Source organism: Neorhizobium huautlense (assembly GCF_030811685.1).
GTDB classification, from domain to species: domain Bacteria; phylum Pseudomonadota; class Alphaproteobacteria; order Rhizobiales; family Rhizobiaceae; genus Neorhizobium; species Neorhizobium huautlense_A.
Genome location: NZ_JAUSRF010000023.1, coordinates 68,549 through 90,602 on the forward strand (window position 1 = coordinate 68,549; position 22,054 = coordinate 90,602).

Below are 22,054 nucleotides of genomic sequence, written 5' to 3' on the forward strand. Positions count from 1 at the left end.
TTGTGTGGTTTTAAAATACCACACAATCAAACCATTGTTTTTGCTTAGGTAATTTTCGACGACACAAATTTCGTCGCCTTGACGCTCCCTCACCTCACGCTTATAAGCCGCAGCAGAAATGCGGACCCTCGTGGCCCGCTTTCTTTTTGGTACCGAACAGGCACCAAGCCAAGCAACAAGAAACGCCCATCCGACGGATTTATCCGCGGTCACGGGTTCAAAAGAAAGAGTAACACCATGTCGACCTTCGTTCAGAAGCCTGCAGAGGTGGAGAAGAAGTGGATCATCATCGACGCCGAAGGGCTCGTTGTCGGTCGCCTCGCCACCCTCGTTGCCATGCGCCTTCGCGGCAAGCATAAGGCCACCTACACCCCGCACGTCGACGACGGTGACAATGTCATCATCATCAACGCGGAAAAGTGCGTCTTCACCGGCAAGAAGTATTCCGACAAGAAGTACTACTGGCACACCGGTCACCCGGGCGGTATCAAGGAGCGCACTGCACGCGCCATCATCGAAGGCCGCTTCCCGGAGCGCGTTCTCGAGAAGGCTATCGAGCGCATGATCCCGCGCGGCCCGCTCGGCCGTCGCCAGCTCAAGAACCTGCGCGTCTACGCCGGCTCGAACCATCCTCATGAAGCACAGCAGCCGGTCGCTCTCGACGTGGCTTCGCTGAACAGCAAGAACGTAAGGAGCGCCTGATAATGGCCGATCTCTCCTCCCTGAAGGACCTCGCTTCGGCCGAAGGTCAGGCAGCTGCACCGGTTCACGTCCGTAAGGTCGATGCACAGGGCCGCTCCTACGCCACCGGCAAGCGCAAGAACGCCATCGCCCGCGTATGGGTCAAGGCTGGTTCCGGCAAGATCATCATCAACGGCCGTGACTTCACGACCTACTTCGCCCGTCCGGTTCTGCAGATGATCCTGCAGCAGCCGCTGGTCGCAGCAGCGCGTTCGGGTCAGTTCGACATCATCGCTACCGTCGCCGGTGGTGGTCTGTCCGGTCAGGCCGGTGCCGTTCGTCACGGTCTCTCGAAGGCCCTCACCTACTTCGAACCGGGCCTGCGCTCTGTTCTGAAGAAGGGTGGCTTCCTGACCCGCGACAGCCGCGTTGTCGAGCGTAAGAAGTACGGTAAGGCCAAGGCCCGCCGTTCATTCCAGTTCTCGAAGCGTTAATCGTTTCAGGAATTATGCTTTTGGAAAGGCGGGGCTTCGGCTCCGCCTTTTTTCGTTTGCACGGCATCGATCAAGATTTCGCATTTGCCCATCAACGGATGCTGGCCAAACTGGGTGCGAACCGTTTTCCAAAAAGGGAATCATCATGTCATCCTCCTCCCCCACGCCATTCGCAAAGCTGCCTGCGCCGCCCTATTACATCGTTGCCTTTTCCTCCTGTCGCACCGAGGGTGACAATGGTTATGGCACCATGGCCGATGCCATGGTGGAACTGGCCAGTCGGCAACCGGGCTATCTCGGCGTGGAAAGTGCACGCGGAGAAGACGGATTTGGCATCACCAATTCCTACTGGGCGGACGAGGAGAGCATTCGGGCATGGAAAGCCGTCGTGTCGCATGCGGCGGCCCAGAAGATTGGCCGGGAACGCTGGTATGAAGATTATCAGGTGCGGATTGCACGGGTAGAACGCGCCTACGGTTTCGACAAATAGGATCGATCATGGCAAGCAAATCCATCGACAATGCCTTTACCGCAAAATCCGCACGCGGGGCGGCGACAGACCCGACCTATGCCGGCGCCCTCTCCTTCATGCGCCGCCGCTACAGCAAGGATATCGAAGGCGCCGATGCGGTCGTGCTCGGCATTCCCTTCGATGCCGCCGTTTCCAACCGGCCGGGTGCGCGCTTCGGGGCCCAGGCGATCCGCCGCGCCTCGGCGATTTTCGACAACGATCCGCAATACCCGTTTTCCCGCGACCTTTTCGAAGCGATGGCGGTGGTGGATTACGGTGATGTGCTGCTGGACTACGGCAACCACCAGAAGACGCCCGCTCTGATCGAGGCGGAGGCGGCAAAGATCATCGCATCCGGCGCGTTCCTTCTTTCCCTCGGCGGCGATCATTTCGTCACATGGCCACTTCTGAAAGCCCACGCCGCCAAACACGGCCCGCTTGCCCTCGTGCATTTCGATGCCCATCAAGATACTTGGGATGATGACGGCGAGCGCATCGACCACGGCTCCTTCGTGGCCCGCGCCGTGCGCGAAGGCGTGATCGACGCGGACCATTCGATCCAGATCGGTATCCGCACCCATGCGCCGGAGGATTTTGGCATCGAAATCCTGCACGGCTATGAGGTCGAAGACCTGAGCGCGCAGGCGATTGCGGAAAAAATTCTTGCCCATGTCGGCAACCGGCCCGCCTATCTGACCTTTGATATCGACTGCCTCGATCCGGCTTTTGCGCCCGGCACCGGCACGCCGGTGGCAGGTGGTCCGTCCAGCGCCAAAATCCTGTCCGTTCTGCGAAAGCTTGGGAGCCTAGATATTCGCGGTGCCGATGTCGTTGAGGTCGCGCCAGCCTATGACCACGCCGATATCACCGCCATTGCCGGAGCGACGGTAGCAATGTATATGCTCGGGCTGAAAGCGGAGCGTCTCGCTACGTCTTGAATCAATGCATGAACTGGTTGGAAAACGACTTCCGGCCGCACCGCCAAGCCACTGAAATCATGGGATAACGACAATGGCAGCAAAGATCTTCATCGATGGCGAACACGGTACCACGGGCTTGCAGATCCGCACCCGCATGACCGGCCGCCGCGACGTCGAGCTTCTGTCCATCCCGGAAGCGGAGCGCCGCAACGCGGCGATGCGCGAGGATCTGCTCAACAGTGCCGATATCGCCATCCTCTGCCTGCCGGACGATGCTTCCAAGGAAGCCGTCTCGATGCTGGCCGGCAACAACAACGTGCGCATCATCGACACGTCGACCGCCTACCGCGTCGCGCCCGACTGGGCTTATGGTTTTGCCGAACTGGACAAGGGACAGGCGGAAAAGATCCGCTCGGCGCGCCACGTCTCCAATCCGGGTTGCTATCCGACCGGCGCGGTTTCGCTGCTGCGTCCACTGCGTGCCGCCGGCCTCCTGCCGGACGGCTATCCGGTCTCGGTCAATGCAGTTTCGGGTTACACCGGTGGCGGCAAGCAGCTGATCGGCCAGATGGAAGATGCTTCCCGCGAAGATGCCCTCTTCGCCAACAATTTCCTCTATGGCCTGACGCTCAAGCACAAGCACGTGCCGGAAATGAAAACCCATGGCCTGCTGGACCGCGCCCCTCTTTTCTCGCCGTCGGTCGGTCGTTTTGCGCAGGGCATGATCGTGCAGGTGCCGCTGTTCCTCGACGATCTCAAGGACGGCGCGACGGTGGAAAAGATCCACGCGACGCTGGTCGATCATTATGCCGGGCAGGACATCGTTTCGGTCGTATCGCTTGAGGAAAGCGCAAAACTGCCGCGCGTCGATGCGGAAGAACTGGTCGATACCGACCGCATGAAACTGTTCGTGTTCGGCACGCCGGGTGGTGCACATGTCAATCTGGTGGCGCTGCTCGACAATCTCGGCAAGGGCGCTTCCGGTGCCGCCGTGCAGAACATGGACCTGATGCTGTCCGCGTGATGGCGGAAGCGAAACCTGCTCTTTCGGATGCGCTGGCAACACGCTGGCGCATCCGCTCTTTCCACCTGATCGCGGATACGCGCAGCAGTTACGTTTATCGTGTTCAGTGCGATGACCGGACGAATGCAATTGTCAAGCAATTGAAGCCGAGCGGCCTGCATGAGCTGCCCGGCTTCGATTTTCTCGATTGGCGTGGCGGCAACGGCACCGTTCGCCTTCTGGACCGCACGGAAACGGCAGCCCTGCTGGAAGATGCCGGCATGGTCATGCTGCGCGACTATCGCCTGACGCATGGCGAGGATGCATCAAATGGCGTCGTGGTCGATGTCCTGAACAGGCTGCATGCGATTTCATCCGCACCACACCCCGCCGAACTCATGCCGCTGAAACGGCATTTTCAATCGCTCTATGTGCGGGCCGCCGACGCCAACGATCCGCTTGCTGACGTCTTTGCCTATTGCACGGCAATGGCCGACGATCTGATCGCCACGCAGGAGAATATTCGGCCACTGCATGGCGACCTGCATCATGAAAACATCATCGCGGATGCATGCGGCGTCTGGCGTGCCATCGACCCGCAGGGGCTGATCGGCGACCCTGCCTATGATGTGGCAAACATTTTTGGCAATCCGAACGGCGCCTTTGCCGATATCGTCGATCCGGCCCGGATCATCACGCTTGTCCGGCTTTTCGCCATAACGATCGGCTGCAGCGAGGAAAAGATCCTGCGTTACGCCATCGCCCATGCAGGTCTGTCGATCTGCTGGTCATTTGAAGGCGGCGACAGAATTTCCGCCGGCGGCAATGCCAGCGAGCGGCTCGCCTTTTTCAAGGTGGCAAGGCGCTTGTTGGAGACCGGTGCCGTCAGCGCGTAGCGGCGTCCTGGGTCACGACCGGATATTCCCCGACATATCCCCGCCAATGGGCCACCGCATAACCCAGCACGATCAGCGCGCCGCCCTGATGCGCCAGCGCCAGATCGAGCGGAACCTGCCACAGCAGCGTCAGGATGCCGATCACTGCCTGTGCGCAGACCAGCGCGAACAGGATGATCGAGCGCGTGGCGTAAACGCTGCTCGGCGCCCTTGAGAGCGTGATCAGCATGTGCACGAGCGTGGCGGCCAGAATGACGTAGGCGCCGATGCGGTGCACGAACTGCACCGTCTTGTGGTTTTCAAAGAGGTTGATCCACCATGGATCACGGATGAAAAGATCCGCCGGGATATAGGCGCCGTCCATCAGCGGCCAGGTATTGTAGCTCAATCCCGCATCGAGACCCGCGACGAGCGCACCGAGATAGATCTGGAACAGTGCCAGAAAGGCGATGCCGCCGGCCGCCCATACCGAATATCGGGTCGGGGCAGCATCGCGACGCTGCGGTGTAAGTCCGCGCATGATCCACACGCAGGCGGCAAAGATCAGACAGGCAATGACCAGATGGGTCGCCAGCCGGTATTGCGAGACGCTGACAAGCTTGGTGAGACCGGAGGACACCATCCACCAGCCGATGAAACCCTGAAAGCCACCAAGCGCCAGCGTGCCGACCAGCGGCCAACGCACCTGTTTCTCGATACGGCCGGTCAGCCAGAAAAAGGCGAGCGGCAGTGCGAAGATCAGGCCGATGGCGCGGGCGAGGAAACGATGTGCCCATTCCCACCAGAAGATCGACTTGAAATCCTCGACCGTCATATGACTGTTGAGCTGCTCATATTGCGGAATGCGCTGGTAGAGCTGGAATTCCTCTTCCCACTCGGCGGCATTGAGCGGCGGAATGACGCCGTGGATCGGCTTCCATTCGGTGATCGACAGGCCGCTGTCGGTCAAGCGCGTGGCGCCGCCGACAAGAACCAGACAGAAGAGCGTGAGGATGACGAAACCGAGCCACAGGCGCACCGCCTTGCGGTTTTTTGCCACCTTTGTCGTGGCTGCGGAAAAATCTGCTGCCGTCGTATTCATCACCGACATCCGTCTCATCCCTGCTGACCGTGTTTATTAGCGTCTTGCTGCGCGCTTTTGTCCGTTGCTTTGCCCGATGCCCCCGTGCAAAACAAGTCCTACAGCTTTGCGGCATGCGGTCGCGGCTTGACGGGAGAGCTTGACGAAAAAATGCATCCGCGCCTCAGAAGCTTCATCGGCACGATCCTCATCATCATTCTGGTGGTTGTCTATGCCGACATTGCCACCACGGTCGCCTCCGCCCTTCTTGCCACCTCGCCATGGTGGGTGCATTTGCTGTATTTCCTGCTTACAGGCCTGTTGTGGATCCTGCCGGCCATGCTCATCATCAAGTGGATGGCCGGACCTCGCCCGCCCCGCGCCTGATGTTTTCAAGGCGTTGACCGCGCCTTAACCACAGGGCCAAATCCCGAAATGCCTGCCCGCGCATAAACCGATTGTTGCAACTCCTTGCCTATGATCGCACGCGAATGTGATGGCGGAGATGGGCGTGCAGAAGCCGCAACCCGATTTCGAAACGGTATTGGACAGCATGACCGCGCCCGCGGATGCTCTTGTCGTGCCCGCGCCTTTCCCGATCGATCGGCTGCAGCTCGATCTTGTCGACCGCATGGAAGACATCGAGGCCGATTGGCGTCGGCTGGAGGCCCTGCCCCAGAATTCGCTGCATCATGCCTATGACTGGTGCAAGGCTTGGCATCAGGCACAGCAGACGCCCCTGCTGCTGGTGCGTGGCCGCATCGACGGGCGTACCGTAATGATCCTGCCGCTGGAGGCGGCTCGGGAAAACGGCGCGGTGATTGCGCGGTTCATCGCCATCCGCTTCAACAATTACAACACCGGCCTGCTGGACGAGGATTTTCGTTTTCTCGATGCTGAAGCGCTTCAGGGGCTGAGGATAAAGCTTGCAATGCTATTGAAGGGCAAGGCCGATCTCGTGACGCTCGGCACGATGCCGTTGCTGTGGCGCGATATCGCCCATCCCTTTACCGGGCTTTATGCGATCGAAGATGCCAACCACACTTTTCAGATGCCGTTGCTGTCGAGTTTCGAGCAGGCGCTGGCGCAGGTGAATGCCAAGCGCCGACGCAAGAAATTTCGCGTGCAGGAACGTCGTCTGCTGGAGCGCGGCGGTTATGAGCATGTCATCGCCACCACGGATCGTGAAAAGCAGGATATCCTGTCGCTGTTTTTTCAGCAGAAAGCGGCTCGTTTCAAACAGCATGGCCTGCCCGACGTGTTCCGGCCGGCAGAGATCAAAACTTTCTTCCGCAATCTCATTGCCGTTCAGCCAAATGGCCACGACATCCCGCTCGAACTGCATGCCATCCGCCTCAAGGGCGAAGACGATGGCAAGATCGCCGCCATATCAGGCCTGTCGCGCAAGGGTGATCACGTGATCTGCCAGTTCGGCTCGATCGACGACACGCTGGCACCGGAGGCCAGCCCCGGTGAACTGCTGTTCTGGCTGATGATCAAGCGTGCCAGCGAACAGGGGGTCGCGATTTTCGACTTCGGCATCGGCGACCAGCTTTACAAGCGCAGCTGGTGCACGGTGGAAACCGTGACGCATCAGCTGTTGTTGCCGATCACGGTGCGCGGCTGGCTGATGATGGTGATGCTGGCAGCCCGGACCCGCGCCAAGGTGGCGATCAAGAAACGGCCACCGCTCTATCGTTTCATCCAGAAGATCCGCAGGCGCGGTCAGGCGCCGCAGCCGGCGCCCGCCGAAAACGATTAGGTTTTACGCTGCCCGGCGAGGCTTGCCGGCGCTGTCGCGGTTGGTTGGTGGCGTCAGCGAGGTCCCGGCCATGATCATCAGGTTACGATAACCGGCGGTCTCGAACACTTCTGCCGTTTCAGCGAGGCGCTTTTCATCAAAACCCGGAGCGGAGATGACGATGTCGGCATCGGTGCCACGCGTCAGCCGCGCGAGATTGGCGATGCCGGCGGGACCGCATTCCACCAGAACCACATCGTAAGCGCTGGCAAGGCCATCGATGATCATGCCCAGACGATCGGCACCACGCATGGCCGCCGCGCCGTCGGCCTTGCCACGCGGCACGATATGGGCATCGGACAGGCGGTCGGGATGGATGGTATCGGCGAAGGCGGCCGCACCGGTCAGAAGATCGGTAATGCCCGGCAGGGACTTGCCGCTTGCCATCAGCTTCGTCGGGCAGGATGAACCGGTCATATCGACCAGAACCACGGTGCGTCCGGCTTCGGCGAGTTCGCGCGCCAGCATGACGGTCGCGGTGGAGCCCTCATCACCACCCGGCGATACGGCAACGGCCATCTGCACCTTTTTGCCGATGATGTAATCGCGCACGGCCTCGATGCTGAAGGCGTCATCCTGCGCCTTCACCACTTCACTGGCGACAACCGCTTCGACCGGGGTGTTCGCTGCGTCGGCAACACTTACGGTCTTTTCCGCAGTTTCCGTCACAACCGCCACCGGTTCGGCAACGGGTTTCGTCACAGGCTTGGGCGGTTCGATGACGCGGGTCTGCGCAACCGGCTCGACCATTTCGACATTGCTGGGCCGCAAACCACGGCCGCCGAACAGCGCCCCCAACAGCACGACGATGGCGCTGATCACTAGCGTTGCCAAAGCCACGACAATGGTGATCGGCAGGATTTTCGGGAAATAAGGTTCGGCCGGCTCTCCTGCCGTCGAAATCACACGGGCATCGGCCGGCGTGGAATTGCGGTCGATGCGCGAGGTCGCCTCGCGGTAACGGGCCAGATAGGTTTCCAGCAGCTGACGTTGGGCGGTCGCCTCGCGCTCGAGTGCGCGCAGACCGACTTCTTCCTCACCGGCCCGAGCAGAATCGGCTTTCAGACCGTTCAACTGCTGCACAAGCTGCGTTTCGCGCAGTCGCGCCACATTCGCCTCGCCTTCGATACTCGCGAGGATTTTTCGCGTTTCCGTCTGGATCTGCTGACGAATACCGGTCAGTTGGGCGCGCAGACCTCTGAGGCGCGGATGGCCGTCCATCAGCGATGTGGAAAGATCGGAAATCTGTCCCTGCAGGCCAGCTTCGGTTTCCTTCAGCCGCTGGATCATCGCCGAACCGACAACATCACTCAGCGTATCGGACGGGCGACCGGCCTCGAGCGCATTGCGGACGTTCTGGGCACGTGCCTCGGCATTGGCGCGCTCACCCCTCACCCGCGCCAGTTCGGCGGAAATATCGTTGAGCTGCTGGCTCGACAGATTGCTGGTATCGCTGGTGCGGAACAGGCCGGACGAGGAGCGATAATCCGCCACCTTCTTTTCCGCCTCGTTGACGCGCGTGGTCAGCGCGGCGATTTCCGGCTCCAGCCATTTGGCAGCTTCCGCATGGCTGTCGAGCTTGGCACCGCTCTGCATGCTCAGATAAACTTCGGCCATGCGGTTGGGAATGGCAGCAGCGAGTTTTGCGTCTTCCGAACTGAACTCGATGGCGATGACACGCGAGCCCTCGACAGGATAGACCTGCAGCTTTTCGCGGAATGCCTTCATCACCCGATCTTCCGGCGGCAGATCGAGCGGGTTCTGCTGCAGGCCGAACATGACCAAAGGATTGGGCAGCGACGAATGGGCGGCCGGATCGAATTCCTTGCGATCGGTCAGCTTCATCTCGCGCGCCACCTGCTTGATCAGGTCGGTCGATTGCAGAAGCTGTGCCTGGCTCTGGATATTAAGCGCATCGAGAACCGGATCGTTGGCGCCCGCCGGATCCGGCAGGCCGTTCAGGGACGGCGCGCGGTTTTCGATCAGCAGCCGCGTTTCCGCCTTGTAGGCAGGTGTCATCAGGCTCGAGCCGACAAAGGCGAGCCCGGCCGCAAGCGCCGTTGTGGCGAGAATGATCTTCTTGCGCTCCCAGACGGCCAAAAACAGCTGCCCGAGGTCGATATCCACGTCCTGATTGCTGTTTGATGACATGCCACACTCCGTACTCAGGGACTGCCGATGGGGAACAAGGCCGCCAACCTAAAGGATCATGGTAACTCGTCCGTTAATGCATCACTCTGTGAAGTTGTAGCCGCCAAAAATCTTCCGCATTACACGAATTTCCGCCGCTCTTTACTATGCATTAACCCTAATGGACCGATAACGATTGGCATAGTTTGACTGCCGGAGCCCTGTCGCGAAATGTCGTTCGCCCGTTCGAGATCAAAGATTGCATTGGCCGCAGCGCTTGCCGCGACAACGATGCTTGGCGCCTGCTCCACCTATCAGCCGGCACCCAAAAGTTTCCAGGAAGCAACGATCCAGCCCTACCGGCTGGACAGTGGCGACCGGTTACGCATCAGCGTGTTCGAGCAGACCGGCTTGTCCAACACCTATACGGTCGATCAGGCAGGTTACATCTCCTTCCCGCTGATCGGGCAGGTCACCGCGCGCGGCCAGACCATGGTCGCGCTCGAAGGCGCGATCGCAGCGAAACTCAAGCAGGGTTATCTGCGCGATCCCGACGTGACGATCGAGATGGACCGTTATCGCCCCGTCTTCGTGATGGGCGAAGTCGGCCGTCCCGGCCAGTATTCCTATGTGCCCGGCATGACGGCACAGAACGCCATCGCCATCGCCGGCGGTTTCACACCGCGCGGCAATCAGCGCGATATCGACGTGACCCGCAAGATCAACGGGCGCAGCATTACCGGCCGGACCTCGATCTCCAGCGCCGTTCTTGCCGGCGACACGATCTATGTCCGCGAGCGCCTCTTCTGATCGCTCAGACATGACACCAGGGACGCGCCCTCTCAGGATCATCCACTGTTTCAGATCACCGGTCGGCGGCATTTTTCGCCATGTCCGTGATCTGGTGGAGGAACACCGGGCTGCTGGCCACGAGGTCGGCATTCTCTGCGACAGTTCCACGGGCGGTGCTCACGAGGAGCGGCTGTTCGACAGCATCAGGCCGCAGCTTTCGCTCGGCCTCATACGCATTCCGATCCGCCGCTCCGTAGCACCGTCGGACCTGAATGCGCTTTACAAGAGCTACAAGCATATCAAGAGCTTGCGGCCGGATGTTCTGCACGGTCATGGCGCCAAGGGTGGCGTTCTGGCACGGCTCATCGGCTCAGCCCTGCGGGTGAACATGTATCGCGTAGCCCGCCTCTATTCGCCCCATGGGGGCAGCCTGCATTACGACCGGGCAAAACTGTCCGGTCGCGTGGTGCTGAAGCTCGAACGGCTTCAGGAACGCCTTACCGACAGCCTCGTCTTCGTTTGTGAGTTCGAACGCCAGGCCTATGAGGCCAAGGTCGGCAAGATCACCACGCGCTCAAAGGTCATCTATAACGGCGTGCGCGACAGTGAATTCGGCCCGGTCACACCGGCGCCGGGTTGCGCTGATTTTCTCTATATCGGCATGCTGCGCGATCTGAAGGGACCCGACAAGTTCATCGATGCCTTTGGCCGGGCTGAACGTGCAGTCGGCCATCCGCTGTCCGCCGTCATGGTCGGCGACGGGCCGGACCGTGACCGATATCACCGGATGATGGCCGAACGCGGTCTCGGACGCCGTATCCGCATGCTGGAAGCCATGCCGGCGCGGCAGGCCTTTGCGCTTGCCCGCAATGTCGTCGTGCCCTCGCGTGCCGAGGCGATGCCCTATATCGTCATCGAGGCGCTCGCTGCCGAAAAGCCCGTCATTGCCACCCGTGTCGGCGGCATTCCCGAAATCCTTGGCACCGATAGCGCCGCCCTTGCAATACCCGGCGACGCCGCCGACCTTGCACATGTGATGGTCGATGCCATGACCAATCCGAGCTGGCGGGAAGACGTGATGCCGGGACCGGATGCCTTCCGGGCGGTGTTTTCCGCCTCGGCGATGGCCGACCAGATGCTGGCCCTCTACCGGGATCTCTCCGGCCGCATCGGCGATCTCTAAACGATTTCTTACCGAATGCTGTGATACATCCTCCGGTCAGTGAGGACGAGATCGCGCATGATGAGCAAGCTCGAGGAACAACAGCAATTCGATATCGAGGCATTACGTCGCCGGGTTTCGGATGGCGTGTCCTCCACGCCTGATCCGCATCAGCCGGTGGAACTCAATCCGCTGGCCCGTCAGGTGGCCGAGCAATTCAGCGACGAAAACTATTCGCCTTCCATGCTGATCGGCCAGTACCGGTTGCTGGAATATCTGCTGATGCTGGCTGTCGGCCTTTCGGCCGAACTGTTCTTTGGCCCGACTGAGCGTTCGCTTGCCATCCGCTTTTCGGTGATCGGAGCCGGTGCCGCTCTGACGGTCCTGCTGCTGCAACTGGCCGATGCCTATCAGATCCCCAGCATCCGCGCGCCCTCGCGCACATGCATGCGGTTGATCGGCAGCTGGCTGCTCGGCGTCACCATCAGCGTCTGCCTGCTGCTTGCCGCCGACGGTGCACCGACCATCGCCGGGCTGATTTTCTGGGTGCTCGGCGGCGCCATCATCCTGCTTGTCGAGCGCTTTCTGACTGCTTTTGCCATCCGCAACTGGTCGCGCAACGGCATCATGGAGCGCCGCGCCGTCATTGTCGGCGGTGGCCAGCCCGCCAAGGAACTGGCGCGTGCGCTGGAACGACAGCCCGATAACGACATCCGCATCTGCGGCATATTTGACGACCGTGGCAGCGACCGTTCGCCCGAAGTCGTCGCCGGTTATCCGAAACTCGGCACCTTTGCCGAACTGGTGGAGTTTTCGCGGCTTGCCCGCATCGACATGCTGATCATCGCATTGCCGCCGACGGCCGAAGACCGCATTCTGCAGCTGATCCGCAAGCTGTGGGTCCTGCCGGTCGATATCCGCCTTGCCGCCCATGCCAACCGCCTGCGTTTCCGTCCGCGTGCCTATAGCCATGTCGGCGCGGTACCGATGTTCGACATTTTCGACAAGCCGATCCGCGACTGGGATTCGGTGGCCAAACGCGCCTTCGACATCTTCTTTTCACTGCTGGCCATTTTCTTTCTGTGGCCGGTCATGCTGGGCGTGGCGCTGGCGGTGAAATTCACCTCGCCCGGCCCGATCCTATTCGTGCAGAAGCGTCACGGGTTCAACAACGAGATCATCAACGTCCTGAAATTCCGCTCGATGTACACACATATGAGCGATCCCAGCGCCAAACTGGCCGTCACCAAGGGCGATGCGCGCGTGACCCGGGTCGGCCGCTTCATCCGCAAATCATCGCTCGATGAACTACCACAGTTCTTCAACGTGCTGCGTGGTGATCTCTCGCTGGTCGGCCCGCGCCCACATGCGGTACAGGCGCAAACCGGCGACCGCAAATATGTCGACGTCGTCGAAAGCTATTTCGCTCGTCACAGGGTCAAGCCCGGCGTGACCGGCTGGGCGCAGATCAATGGCCTGCGCGGCGAGATCGACACGGACGAAAAGATCCGCGGCCGCATCAATTATGATCTCGACTATATCGAGAACTGGTCGATCCTGTTCGACCTGAAAATCCTGTTCCTGACGCCGATCCGCCTGCTCAACACGGACAATGCCTATTGAGCACGATCGTCGATAGCCCTGCACGTCCTTTCCGGCCGCAACTTGCGGCACTGAGGATCTGTGGCTCGGCCATGGTGGCTTTTGGCGTATTCCTGTCCGGCTTCGTGATTTCCGAACCCGCGCCTTATGAACTGGTGATGGCGGCGCAGATCGCCATCTGGTTTTTGCTTGGCCTGAAAATCTCGCGCGCCAATGCGCCGCTCCTGATCCTGCTTCTGCTCTTCAATATCGGCGGCATGTTTTCGCTGACCGTGATGAAGGACATGACCGGCGGGCCTATGTATGTGGCGGTCTCGCTGTTCCTCGCCTTGAGCTCGGTCTTTTACGCGGCGATCATCGAGGAGGAGCACCGCCGTCTGGCGCTGATCTTCAAGGCATGGGTGGCAGCGGCCGTCATCACGTCCATGCTCGGCATTCTCGGCTATTTCCATGCCGTACCGGGTTTCGACGTTTTCACGCTCTATGACCGCGCCAAGGGTGCGTTTCAGGATCCCAATGTTTTCGGCCCCTATCTGGTGCCCCCTGCCCTCTACCTCATCTATCGCCTTTTGAGCGGCAGGCTTGCGGAAGCGCCGCTGGCCATTGCCGGTCTGATGGTGCTGTCGCTCGGCGTTCTCCTGTCCTTCTCACGCGCCGCCTGGGCGCTGTTTGCCTTCTCCGCCATCGCGCTGGTGGCGATCATGCTGCTGAAGGAACGCACCGGCGCGTTCCGGCTGAAAATCCTGTCGCTGTCGATCGCCGCCATTCTGGTGATGGTGCTCGGCATGGCCGCAGCCATGCAGTCGAAAAAGGTCTATGACCTTTTTGAAAGCCGCGCAAAACTGGTGCAGGAATATGACGGCGCCCGCCTTGGCCGTTTCGAGCGCCACAAGATGGGTTTCCTAATGTCGATGGAGCACCCGCTCGGGCTCGGCCCGATGGCGCTCGGAAAAATGTTCGGCGAGGACGAGCACAATATCTGGCTGAAATCGCTCACCACTTACGGCTGGCTCGGTTTCGTCTGCTACATCATCCTGATCTGGTGGACGCTGGTCATCGGCTTCCGCAATCTTCTGCGCGACCGCCCGTGGCAACCTTACCTGATGATCGCCTGGGTGATGGTGGCCGGCCATGCGCTGATCGGCAATGTCATCGACATCGATCACTGGCGTCATGTCTATCTTCTGTTCGGCATCGTCTGGGGCTGCGCGGCACTGGAAAGCCGCCACCAACGCACTGAGCGCGAGAAACGGGTACAGCCGGCACCGGCCTCGGCCAACCGCTCCCTGCTGGATTACTGAACCACGTCCGGCCTTGACTTCACGCGGGCGGCCTCCAGTTTTTCAATGATGTTGACAGTATCCCAACTTCGCGCTGGGCGCGCCATGATCGGTCTGACGGTGGACGAGCTTGCCGCCCTCACCGGCCTTTCCTCATCCGATATCCACGAGGCAGAAAAAGGCGAGACATTTGCCGACGCCCTTTTTGCCAGCCGACTGCAATCGGCGCTCGAAAGTCGTGGTATCGTTTTCCTTGCCGCCGGTCAGGAAGACGCATCCATCGGCCCCGGCATCCGTCTGCGCAGCGGCAAGCCGGATGAAGGCCTGCGGCCTGAACGCCTCAACGCCACCAACGACGATTGATGCGCGTCTGAACCGGTTTTTCCTTTTTGCTGGAACATTTTGGCACGATCGTCGTTGTCGCGGGCAATCGTATCACGCATGCCGCCGCCACCCTGATGCGCCGGCGCCAAAGGAGTAACTGCATGACCCGCAATAATGGCCTTTTCCTCATCATCGGCGCACTCGTGGTCGTCGTGGTCGGGCTTGGCGCCTATGTTTATAACGAGGAAAGCAAGCCGAAGGGCGTCGAGCTCAGCATCGGCCAGGATGGCGTGAAGGTTCAGGAAAACTGATATAGGCCTGACGGCTTATCCCTGTCATCGGCATTTTACGATGACGCTCTATTGTCCCGGAACAAAATGCGCGGCTCGTCGTTTACGCCGCGCAGCATCATAAGAAGAGCGGGAACTCATGAGCACACATCTCTCCGGACAATCGATCGAAGGAAGCGCCATCCGCAAGGTCTGGAACGTCAGCGAATTCGCCAGGCGCTACCGGCTCGATGAAAAGGAAGAGAACCGCCTCGTGAGCCTGCTCGGAGAGTTCGCTTCCGAGCATGAGCTGCTGATGAATGCCAGCCGCGCACCACTTTACCGCTGAACTCTTTTCAATCTCCGACATTTGCTCTTGCGCGCACCGTGCCGAGCATCTATGGAGGTTCTGCTTCGTATGGGGCAGGTCGGAATGTAGCGCAGCCCGGTAGCGCACTTGACTGGGGGTCAAGGGGTCGTGGGTTCGAATCCCGCCATTCCGACCATTTATCCCCCTGAAGTTTCCTTAATTTTTCCAGGAATGATTTTTCTCGCGAAGAGACACGCCGTATCGTATCGCGGCGTCATCTGCCCTGCACCAGGAGCACTTCGCGGACATGAAAAAGGGCGGGAAGAACTCCCACCCTTTCCGTTTGGTCAGATGACAACGTGTCAGCAGGATGTGCCGGTATTACCGGCGCTCGGGTTCGTACTGCCACCGTTGTTCTGCTGCGACTGCGCTGCGCCCTGCGTGCCGCCGGGAGCGCCGCAATCGGTATTGGAGCTGCCCGTCTGATCATTCTGCTGCGAACCGGAACTGTTCGAGCCGCTGCCGGAATTGCTGCCAGAGGTATCGCCCGAATTTGCGCTGCTGCCGTTGCTGCCATCACTACCGTTCGTGCCGCTACCGCCGCTGGCGCCCTGCGCCATGGCTGAGGTTGCGAGACCGAGCGAAAGCGCTGCGACTGTGAGAAGCTTGATCATTGGGTGTTCCTTCCTGTGGGAATTATTGCCCGCCTGGGAAATGAACCTGCCAGACCGCTCCCGGTTCCGCTCCTGTACGGTAGCGTACGATCGGAGGTCACATGAAGCAGCCGAAGCCACCCGATGTTGGCAAAACCCGATAGAGACCAACGGAAAACGGCCCGCTTGCGCGAGCCGTCAGGTGTATTGGGTGATTATTTCCCGCCTCAATAGGGCGAGTAGCACTGCTGGCGCGGGCCATTATAGGGCTGGAACGTGTTGTCATATGCGCGATACGAACGGTAGCGGTTGGCGCACCACTGCGTATGCGAGCTTGAGCCGCGATAGTAACGCGGTGCCGGCGCGTAACGCGGCTGCGAGTTGGCAATCGCGCCGCCGACGATGGCGCCCAGTGCCAGACCACCGATGACCGCACCGGCATTGTTGCGGTGGTGGCGGCGATAGTAGCGACGGTCACCATAATAGCGACCACGATCCCAATGACGTCTGCGATCCCAACGGCGGTCACCACCGCGCCAGCGGTCACGGCGCCATTCACGGCGATATTGAACGTTCTGCGCACCGCTGGCCTGCGTCTGCTCGACCTTGGGTGCCGATGGGATGGATGGAAATGCCTGTGCAGGCGCAACACCCATAAATGCCGTTGCAAGAGACAGGGCGATGATCGCGAGTTTCTTCATTGTGATCTTCCTCACCTAGCTATTAATGAGGATATGGTCTCTTTTTCTCGATGAACCAGCGGTGAACGGACAAAAAAACGTGTTCACAGGCCCGGGAACATTCTGTGATCCCGAATTTAGACTACAGATAGCAAGGTAAATATACCCGCGATCGTTCAGCGGACCTGATCGAGCAGACGCTTGCATTCGAGCAGGTCGAACAGTGCTTCCTGCAAAAGTGCGCGATCTTCCTTGCCGACGGAACTTTTGCCGACAGAGATTTCCGGCGTATCGTCGCCTCCCCCGCCGAAACCGAAGAAACGACCGCTTGGCTTTGCCTTGGGGCGGCCGACGATCTGGTCTTCGTCCGGGTTGGCGACACGCGGCTCGACCGACGGTTTTTCGCTGTTGGCCGCCATGATCGCCTCCATCGTGGCGAGATCGCCGGACGCGATGGCGGCAACGAACTTGTTGCCATTGGTCTTCAGAAGCTTCTGGACGCCCTTGATCGTGTAGCCGTGATCATACAGCAGATGGCGGATGCCCTTGAGCAGATCGATATCGTCCGGCCGGTAATAACGACGGCCGCCGCCACGCTTCATCGGCTTGATCTGCGGAAAGCGGGTTTCCCAGAACCGCAGCACGTGCTGCGGCAGGTCGAGATCGTCCGCAACTTCGCTGATGGTGCGAAATGCATCAGGGCTCTTGTCCAAGGGCTCGTCTCCGCAGGCGTGCCGCATGCCCATCAGGCTCAGCGGCAGATTCACAATGCATCATATATCAACGGTTCGGGCGCCCGGTTTCAAGCGCCCGACCACGTTTGCCACAGGAGATGCTGAAAACCTGCCAGCCGTCAGGCTGCCGGGTTGGCAGGCTTCTGTTTGTTCTTGCGCTGGGTGTGAGCCTTCAGGATGCGCTGCTTAAGCACATTCGATGCCTTGAAGGTCATCACGCGCCGCGGCGAGATCGGCACTTCTTCACCCGTCTTCGGGTTACGGCCGATACGTTCATTCTTGGCTCGGACCTGGAAGGTGGCGAAGGACGAGAGTTTTACCATCTCCCCACGCACGATCGCATTGCAGATTTCGTCGATGACGGTTTCGACAAGTTCAGCGGATTCCGTTCGAGAAAGCCCGACCTTGCGAAATACCGACTCCGCCAAATCTGCTCGCGTCACTGTCTTACCGGCCATGACCCCCGCCCATCAGAAATTATTGTTATCAAAGCAGAAGGGAGCTTATGTTTCTTGGCGGCGGCGGTCAAGCGTCTGCTTCCATTCGCTTATCCGCCGCCTGAACAAGACACTTCCCGTTTCCGTTACCGGATATGGGGCAGTGTTTGCGGATTACCAGCGCACGAGAAGCGCACCCCAGGTGAAGCCGCCACCCATGGCTTCCAGCATGACGAGATCGCCTTGCTTGATGCGGCCATCGCCGGCAGCAACGGACAGTGCCAGCGGGATGGAGGCTGCCGAGGTGTTGCCGTGCATGTCGACGGTGACGACAACCTTTTCACCCGGAATGCCGAGCTTCTTGGCCGAACCATCGATGATGCGGCGATTGGCCTGGTGCGGCACCAGCCAGTCGAGCGTTTCCGCTGTCGTGCCGGTGGCCTCGAAGGCGGCTTCGATGACATCGGTGATCATGCCGACCGCATATTTGAAGACTTCGCGACCTTCCATGCGCAGGTGGCCGACAGTGCCGGTCGAGGACACACCGCCATCGACATAAAGCTTGTCCTTGTGCGAACCGTCCGAGCGCAGATGCGCGGTCAGCACGCCGCGATCGGAAATGGCGCCCTCGCCTTCCTGCGCTTCGATGACGAGCGCGCCGGCACCATCACCGAACAGCACGCAGGTGGTGCGGTCGTTCCAGTCGAGAATACGCGAAAACGTTTCGGCACCGATGACAAGCGCGCGCCTGGCAAGACCGGCGCGCAGATGCGCATCCGCCGTTGCCATGGCGTAAACGAAGCCGGTACAGACAGCCTGCACGTCAAAGGCATACCCCTTGGTCATGCCGAGACGGTGCTGAATATTGACGGCGGTGGCCGGAAAGGTGTTGTCCGGCGTCGAGGTGGCGACGATGACCAGATCGATATCGTCTGCCGTCAGGCCGGCGCGCTCGAGAGCGGCGCGGGCAGCGGCTTCGCCGAGCGAGGCCGTCGTTTCGCCTTCGCCGGCGATGTAACGCTGCTTGATGCCGGTGCGCTGGACGATCCACTCGTCCGACGTCTCGACCATGCCTTCCATTTCGGCATTGGTGACAACCCGTTTCGGAAGCGCTGCCCCGAAACCGCGTACTACTGAACGGATCATGCTTTTTGTCCTGTCCTCACGCCGCTTCTTCAGGGCCCTGATTGGGCTCATGGTTGGCGTGATATGTTTTCAAGTCATGCGCGATCTTTTCGTTCAGCGCATTGCGAACCATGTCGTAACCGACGTCGATTGCGGCGGCATAACCGACCGCATCGGTGCCGCCATGGCTTTTGATGACGATGCCGTTCAGGCCAAGGAAAACGCCGCCGTTCACCTTGCGCGGGTCCATCTTTTCCCGCAGGGCGTCGAACGCGCCCTTGGCGAACAGATAGCCGATCTTGGCAAGCAGCGTGCGCGACATGGCGGCGCGCAGGAGTTCGGCGATCTGGCGGGCGGTGCCTTCTGCCGTCTTCAGCGCGATATTGCCGGTAAAGCCTTCGGTGACAACAACGTCCACCGTGCCCTTGCCGATATCATTGCCTTCGACGAAACCACGATAATCGATGGTGGAAAAATTCGCTTCGCGAATCAGGCGGCCGGCTTCCTTGACCTCTTCCTGACCCTTGACTTCCTCAACGCCGACATTGAGCAGACCAACGGTCGGGCGCTCGATCTCGAACAGGGCACGTGCCATGGCGCCGCCCATGACGGAGAAATCCAGAAGCTGCTGGGCATCGGCACCGATGGTGGCGCCGATATCGAGCACGATGCTTTCGCCGCGCAAAGTTGGCCAGATGCCGGCGATGGCAGGACGATCGACGCCGTCGAGCATGCGCAGGCAAAGCTTGGCCATCGCCATCAGCGCGCCGGTATTGCCGGCGGAAACGGCGACATCCGCCTCTCCCTGCTTCACGGCATTGATGGCGCGCCACATGCTGGAGACGTTACGACCACGGCGCAGTGCGGCGGACGGCTTTTCGTCCATGCCGACCGCGACATCACAGTGATGGAAGACCGATTTTTCGCGCAGCTTGGGATACTGGGCGAGCAGAGGCTCGCAGACATCCTTCTGGCCGAAGATCAGAAACGTCGCATCGGGATGACGCTCAAGCGCTTTGGCGGCGCCTGGTATGACGACCGCAGGTCCGGCATCGCCACCCATGGCATCGATAGAGATTCTGATCACGCTGGTTCTTTTCCTTCTGTTTCGCCTCAGGCGAAATCGCGGCCAAAATAATGTTTTTCGGACCGCATACAACTCAATTATGACGAAAGCGAAACGCTACTGCCCGCTTTTCCAGTCTTTCAGCGCTGCAAAGGGGGATGGACGCTTCGCTGCCTGTTCATCGTCCATCTCGATATGATCGGCAAATTCCGCCCCGGCCTTGCGCGGATAAGGGTCGATTGCCAGCGCCACGAACTCGCTGATGATAGGGCCGACATCGAGCGTATCGCCGGCAAAGGTTTCCGGCAGATCCGGACCATCGGGATCAAGCACCATCTCGGCCGCCGAACCGGTAACCACACGTGCAAGCTTGGAGCCTTCCGGCACGAAGATCTGCTCGAATTCTTCCTCGATCCTGGTTTCGATCGGGTCAAGCGTCACGACGCATTCCTGCGTCAGCCTGGCGATCACCTTGCCCTTGACGCGTATACCGTCTCGCTTCCAGCGATTGATCTGCAAATCGGCAGAAAGCGCTTCGACCGATACGACCTTCCACACCTTGGCGAGTTCCGCCAGTTCGCGGTTGTCTGCCTCAGCCTTGACCGTGAAGGCATTTGTAGAGACATGGCCAACCTTGACGCAATAGGAAAACGCTGGTTTCTCTTCGTGAATATCGTTCTGCATCATGCCTCGCTTCCCGGCTTGCGCAATTGCGCGGCACCTCGGGAAATATTGTCTTCATCCAGTGCAGCAAGGTCGGCATCGGCCGCGTTCATCCAGCGCGCCAGACCATCGAGGGCTGGTATGCCCTCCTGCTTTTCCGGGTATATATTCCGTCTCAGCGCTTCCGCCAATGCCACCTCGTCTTTTGCGTCGATGGCAGCCGCATAGGTCTCGAGACGGCCATAAAACATGCCGGCCAGTTTTTTCATGCGTTTGGGCACGCCCTGGTCGCCGATACCGAGCTCGCGGATGGAATGATCGATATCCTGAAAGAAGGCATCGACGATTTCCTGCGCAATTTCCTGACCGCTGCGCGGCGAGGTGCGGGTACGCCGAAAGAACAGGATCATCACGATCGACAGCATTTCGAACCGGCCCATGACCGTGTCCGGAACACCGAGATCGGTATAGAAATACGGCTCGCGCGCCATTGCCGTCAGCGTCGCATATTGCCGGTCGACAATCGCGCGGTTCTGGTTCTTTTTGCCGAACAGACCGAAAAACATGAGAAATCCCGTCAAACATCGCCAGCAAAAGCGACCGTCCTTATGGCGGCCGTGTTGCATGCAAACGAAAGCTGGTTTACCGAAGCAGGCACGAATTGCAACGCCGTTCAGCGGAACGCGGCAAAGCGGTGCCCAAGTGGCCGTGGATCATCAGCTTTCTGATGATGTTCGCGGAATCGCCACAATGCTGTGTGTAGCAGGGGTGCCGGTTTGCGGCGAGGTGGAAGACATGAGGACTGGTGTGAAGAAGCGCGTTTACGGGGCCGACATGAAACTGATGAACAAGACCGCAATCGCGCTCGTCATCGCAACGCTCGGCCTTTCCGGCTGCACCACGGGTATCGGCGATACGATCTATAGCGGTTATGTCGTCGACAAGCAGGCGCTCGATCTCATTCCGGTCGGTTCCAGCCGCGAGCAGGTCATCCTCAGCATGGGTACGCCCTCGACCACGGCAACCTTCGACAACGAAGTGTTCTATTACATCTCACAGGTTCGCCGCCGCAGCGCCGCCTTCATGAAGCCGCGTGTCGTCGAGCAGACCGTCGTTGCCGTCTATTTCAACAAGGATGGTGTCGTCGATCGCCGCGCCAGCTATACGCTGCAGGACGGCAAGGTCTTCGACACGATCTCGCGCACCACGCCGACGGGAGGCAAGGACCTCACCTTCCTGCAGCAGCTGCTGTCGGGCGGTTCCGGCCCGGGTGCCGCTGCCGCTGCGGCTCGCCAGATGTTCCAGAACGCACAGCCATAAGACATTCTATCCATTCATGGAGAAAGCCCGCGAAACCTCTGGTCTCGCGGGCTCAGACTGCTGACAAACCCCTGGCTGGTCCAGGGGTTTTGTGATTCACTGGGTCATGTTGAAGAAACCTGCTCCCGAACAGACGGCTCT

26 protein-coding genes and 1 tRNA gene are annotated in these 22,054 nt (G+C 60.0%); 17 read left to right on the forward strand and 10 right to left on the reverse strand.

Translation table 11 applies throughout. The features are described 5' to 3' along the window. The first annotated feature begins 237 nt into the window (after positions 1-237). From rplM to J2T09_RS24620, 6 genes are all read left to right on the forward strand, one after another. A complete protein-coding gene (gene rplM / locus J2T09_RS24595) occupies positions 238-702 on the forward strand; it encodes a 50S ribosomal protein L13 (RefSeq protein WP_112728417.1) in 465 nt (154 codons plus the stop codon). 2 nt (positions 703-704) lie between these two features. Further along, on the forward strand, positions 705-1,175 hold the full coding sequence (gene rpsI / locus J2T09_RS24600) for a 30S ribosomal protein S9 (protein ID WP_306839590.1): 471 nt from the start codon (positions 705-707) through the stop codon (positions 1,173-1,175). Positions 1,176-1,320: 145 nt separating this feature from the next. Next, positions 1,321-1,665 (forward strand): antibiotic biosynthesis monooxygenase family protein, encoded by a 345-nt coding sequence (locus J2T09_RS24605; RefSeq protein ID WP_306839592.1) that lies wholly within the window; start codon positions 1,321-1,323, stop codon positions 1,663-1,665. 8 nt (positions 1,666-1,673) lie between these two features. Then, positions 1,674-2,624 (forward strand): agmatinase, encoded by a 951-nt coding sequence (gene speB, locus J2T09_RS24610; protein ID WP_306839594.1) that lies wholly within the window; start codon positions 1,674-1,676, stop codon positions 2,622-2,624. A gap of 73 nt (positions 2,625-2,697) precedes the next feature. Then, entirely contained in the window at positions 2,698-3,630 is a 933-nt protein-coding gene (gene argC / locus J2T09_RS24615) for an N-acetyl-gamma-glutamyl-phosphate reductase (protein WP_306839596.1), read from the forward strand. Then, on the forward strand, positions 3,630-4,505 hold the full coding sequence (locus J2T09_RS24620; protein ID WP_306839598.1) for an aminoglycoside phosphotransferase family protein: 876 nt from the start codon (positions 3,630-3,632) through the stop codon (positions 4,503-4,505). Before argC ends, J2T09_RS24620 begins: the two co-directional genes overlap by 1 nt. Here J2T09_RS24620 and J2T09_RS24625 read toward each other — a convergent pair. Beyond that, the gene (locus J2T09_RS24625) at positions 4,495-5,595 is read right to left on the reverse strand and encodes a COX15/CtaA family protein (protein ID WP_306839601.1); all 1,101 of its coding nucleotides are present in this window, start codon (positions 5,593-5,595) and stop codon (positions 4,495-4,497) included. The genes J2T09_RS24620 and J2T09_RS24625 overlap by 11 nt on opposite strands. A 141-nt stretch (positions 5,596-5,736) precedes the next feature. Here J2T09_RS24625 and J2T09_RS24630 point away from each other — a divergent pair, with 141 nt between their 5' ends. Together J2T09_RS24630 and J2T09_RS24635 are read left to right on the forward strand one after the other, a co-directional pair. After that, positions 5,737-5,952, forward strand: coding sequence for a DUF2842 domain-containing protein (locus J2T09_RS24630; protein ID WP_306839636.1), 216 nt, complete (start codon positions 5,737-5,739; stop codon positions 5,950-5,952). A 124-nt stretch (positions 5,953-6,076) separates the two neighbouring features. Then, positions 6,077-7,327 (forward strand): GNAT family N-acetyltransferase, encoded by a 1,251-nt coding sequence (locus J2T09_RS24635; RefSeq protein WP_306839603.1) that lies wholly within the window; start codon positions 6,077-6,079, stop codon positions 7,325-7,327. 3 nt (positions 7,328-7,330) lie between these two features. On the opposite strand, the gene J2T09_RS24640 is transcribed toward J2T09_RS24635, so the two are convergent. Further along, positions 7,331-9,517, reverse strand: coding sequence for a GumC family protein (locus J2T09_RS24640; RefSeq protein WP_306839605.1), 2,187 nt, complete (start codon positions 9,515-9,517; stop codon positions 7,331-7,333). A 210-nt stretch (positions 9,518-9,727) separates the two neighbouring features. On the opposite strand from J2T09_RS24640, the gene J2T09_RS24645 reads away from it, so the two are divergent. The 8 genes from J2T09_RS24645 to J2T09_RS24680 all read left to right on the forward strand — a co-directional run bounded on the left by J2T09_RS24645 (position 9,728) and on the right by J2T09_RS24680 (position 15,431). Then, positions 9,728-10,306 carry a polysaccharide biosynthesis/export family protein gene (locus tag J2T09_RS24645; RefSeq protein ID WP_306839607.1) on the forward strand — a complete coding sequence of 193 codons (579 nt, stop codon included), beginning with the start codon at positions 9,728-9,730 and terminating at the stop codon, positions 10,304-10,306. Between the two features lie 10 nt (positions 10,307-10,316). Continuing rightward, positions 10,317-11,471 carry a glycosyltransferase family 4 protein gene (locus J2T09_RS24650; RefSeq protein WP_306839608.1) on the forward strand — a complete coding sequence of 385 codons (1,155 nt, stop codon included), beginning with the start codon at positions 10,317-10,319 and terminating at the stop codon, positions 11,469-11,471. Positions 11,472-11,531: 60 nt separating this feature from the next. Then, complete coding sequence (locus tag J2T09_RS24655) at positions 11,532-13,073, forward strand: undecaprenyl-phosphate glucose phosphotransferase (RefSeq protein ID WP_306839638.1); 1,542 nt, start codon at positions 11,532-11,534, stop codon at positions 13,071-13,073. Next, positions 13,070-14,353 carry an O-antigen ligase family protein gene (locus J2T09_RS24660; protein WP_306839610.1) on the forward strand — a complete coding sequence of 428 codons (1,284 nt, stop codon included), beginning with the start codon at positions 13,070-13,072 and terminating at the stop codon, positions 14,351-14,353. Before J2T09_RS24655 ends, J2T09_RS24660 begins: the two co-directional genes overlap by 4 nt. 84 nt (positions 14,354-14,437) lie before the next feature. Next, on the forward strand, positions 14,438-14,695 hold the full coding sequence (locus tag J2T09_RS24665; protein WP_306839612.1) for a DNA-binding protein: 258 nt from the start codon (positions 14,438-14,440) through the stop codon (positions 14,693-14,695). A gap of 122 nt (positions 14,696-14,817) precedes the next feature. Then, complete coding sequence (locus J2T09_RS24670; protein ID WP_306839614.1) at positions 14,818-14,967, forward strand: hypothetical protein; 150 nt, start codon at positions 14,818-14,820, stop codon at positions 14,965-14,967. 118 nt (positions 14,968-15,085) lie between these two features. Further along, a complete protein-coding gene (locus J2T09_RS24675; protein ID WP_306839615.1) occupies positions 15,086-15,274 on the forward strand; it encodes a hypothetical protein in 189 nt (62 codons plus the stop codon). Positions 15,275-15,354: 80 nt separating this feature from the next. Next, a tRNA-Pro gene (locus J2T09_RS24680) sits at positions 15,355-15,431 on the forward strand. 166 nt (positions 15,432-15,597) lie between these two features. Here the strand turns inward: J2T09_RS24680 and J2T09_RS24685 are convergent. From J2T09_RS24685 to J2T09_RS24720, 8 genes are all read right to left on the reverse strand, one after another. Continuing rightward, a complete protein-coding gene (locus J2T09_RS24685; protein ID WP_306839617.1) occupies positions 15,598-15,909 on the reverse strand; it encodes a hypothetical protein in 312 nt (103 codons plus the stop codon). Positions 15,910-16,115: 206 nt separating this feature from the next. Further along, complete coding sequence (locus tag J2T09_RS24690; protein WP_306839619.1) at positions 16,116-16,589, reverse strand: BA14K family protein; 474 nt, start codon at positions 16,587-16,589, stop codon at positions 16,116-16,118. 155 nt (positions 16,590-16,744) lie between these two features. Next, positions 16,745-17,281 carry a MerR family transcriptional regulator gene (locus J2T09_RS24695; protein ID WP_306839621.1) on the reverse strand — a complete coding sequence of 179 codons (537 nt, stop codon included), beginning with the start codon at positions 17,279-17,281 and terminating at the stop codon, positions 16,745-16,747. A 140-nt stretch (positions 17,282-17,421) separates the two neighbouring features. Further along, positions 17,422-17,760, reverse strand: a complete 339-nt coding sequence (locus tag J2T09_RS24700) for an integration host factor subunit alpha (protein ID WP_112728403.1) — start codon at positions 17,758-17,760, stop codon at positions 17,422-17,424. 153 nt (positions 17,761-17,913) lie between these two features. Then, the gene (locus J2T09_RS24705; protein ID WP_306839624.1) at positions 17,914-18,885 is read right to left on the reverse strand and encodes a beta-ketoacyl-ACP synthase III; all 972 of its coding nucleotides are present in this window, start codon (positions 18,883-18,885) and stop codon (positions 17,914-17,916) included. A 16-nt stretch (positions 18,886-18,901) separates the two neighbouring features. Continuing rightward, positions 18,902-19,951, reverse strand: coding sequence for a phosphate acyltransferase PlsX (gene plsX, locus J2T09_RS24710; RefSeq protein WP_306839626.1), 1,050 nt, complete (start codon positions 19,949-19,951; stop codon positions 18,902-18,904). Between the two features lie 96 nt (positions 19,952-20,047). After that, complete coding sequence (locus tag J2T09_RS24715) at positions 20,048-20,614, reverse strand: YceD family protein (protein WP_306839639.1); 567 nt, start codon at positions 20,612-20,614, stop codon at positions 20,048-20,050. Continuing rightward, complete coding sequence (locus J2T09_RS24720; protein WP_306839628.1) at positions 20,614-21,159, reverse strand: ubiquinol-cytochrome C chaperone family protein; 546 nt, start codon at positions 21,157-21,159, stop codon at positions 20,614-20,616. The genes J2T09_RS24715 and J2T09_RS24720 overlap by 1 nt, the downstream gene beginning before the upstream one ends. 229 nt (positions 21,160-21,388) lie before the next feature. Here J2T09_RS24720 and J2T09_RS24725 point away from each other — a divergent pair, with 229 nt between their 5' ends. Next, a complete protein-coding gene (locus J2T09_RS24725) occupies positions 21,389-21,913 on the forward strand; it encodes an outer membrane protein assembly factor BamE (RefSeq protein WP_306839629.1) in 525 nt (174 codons plus the stop codon). Positions 21,914-22,054 lie beyond the last annotated feature (141 nt).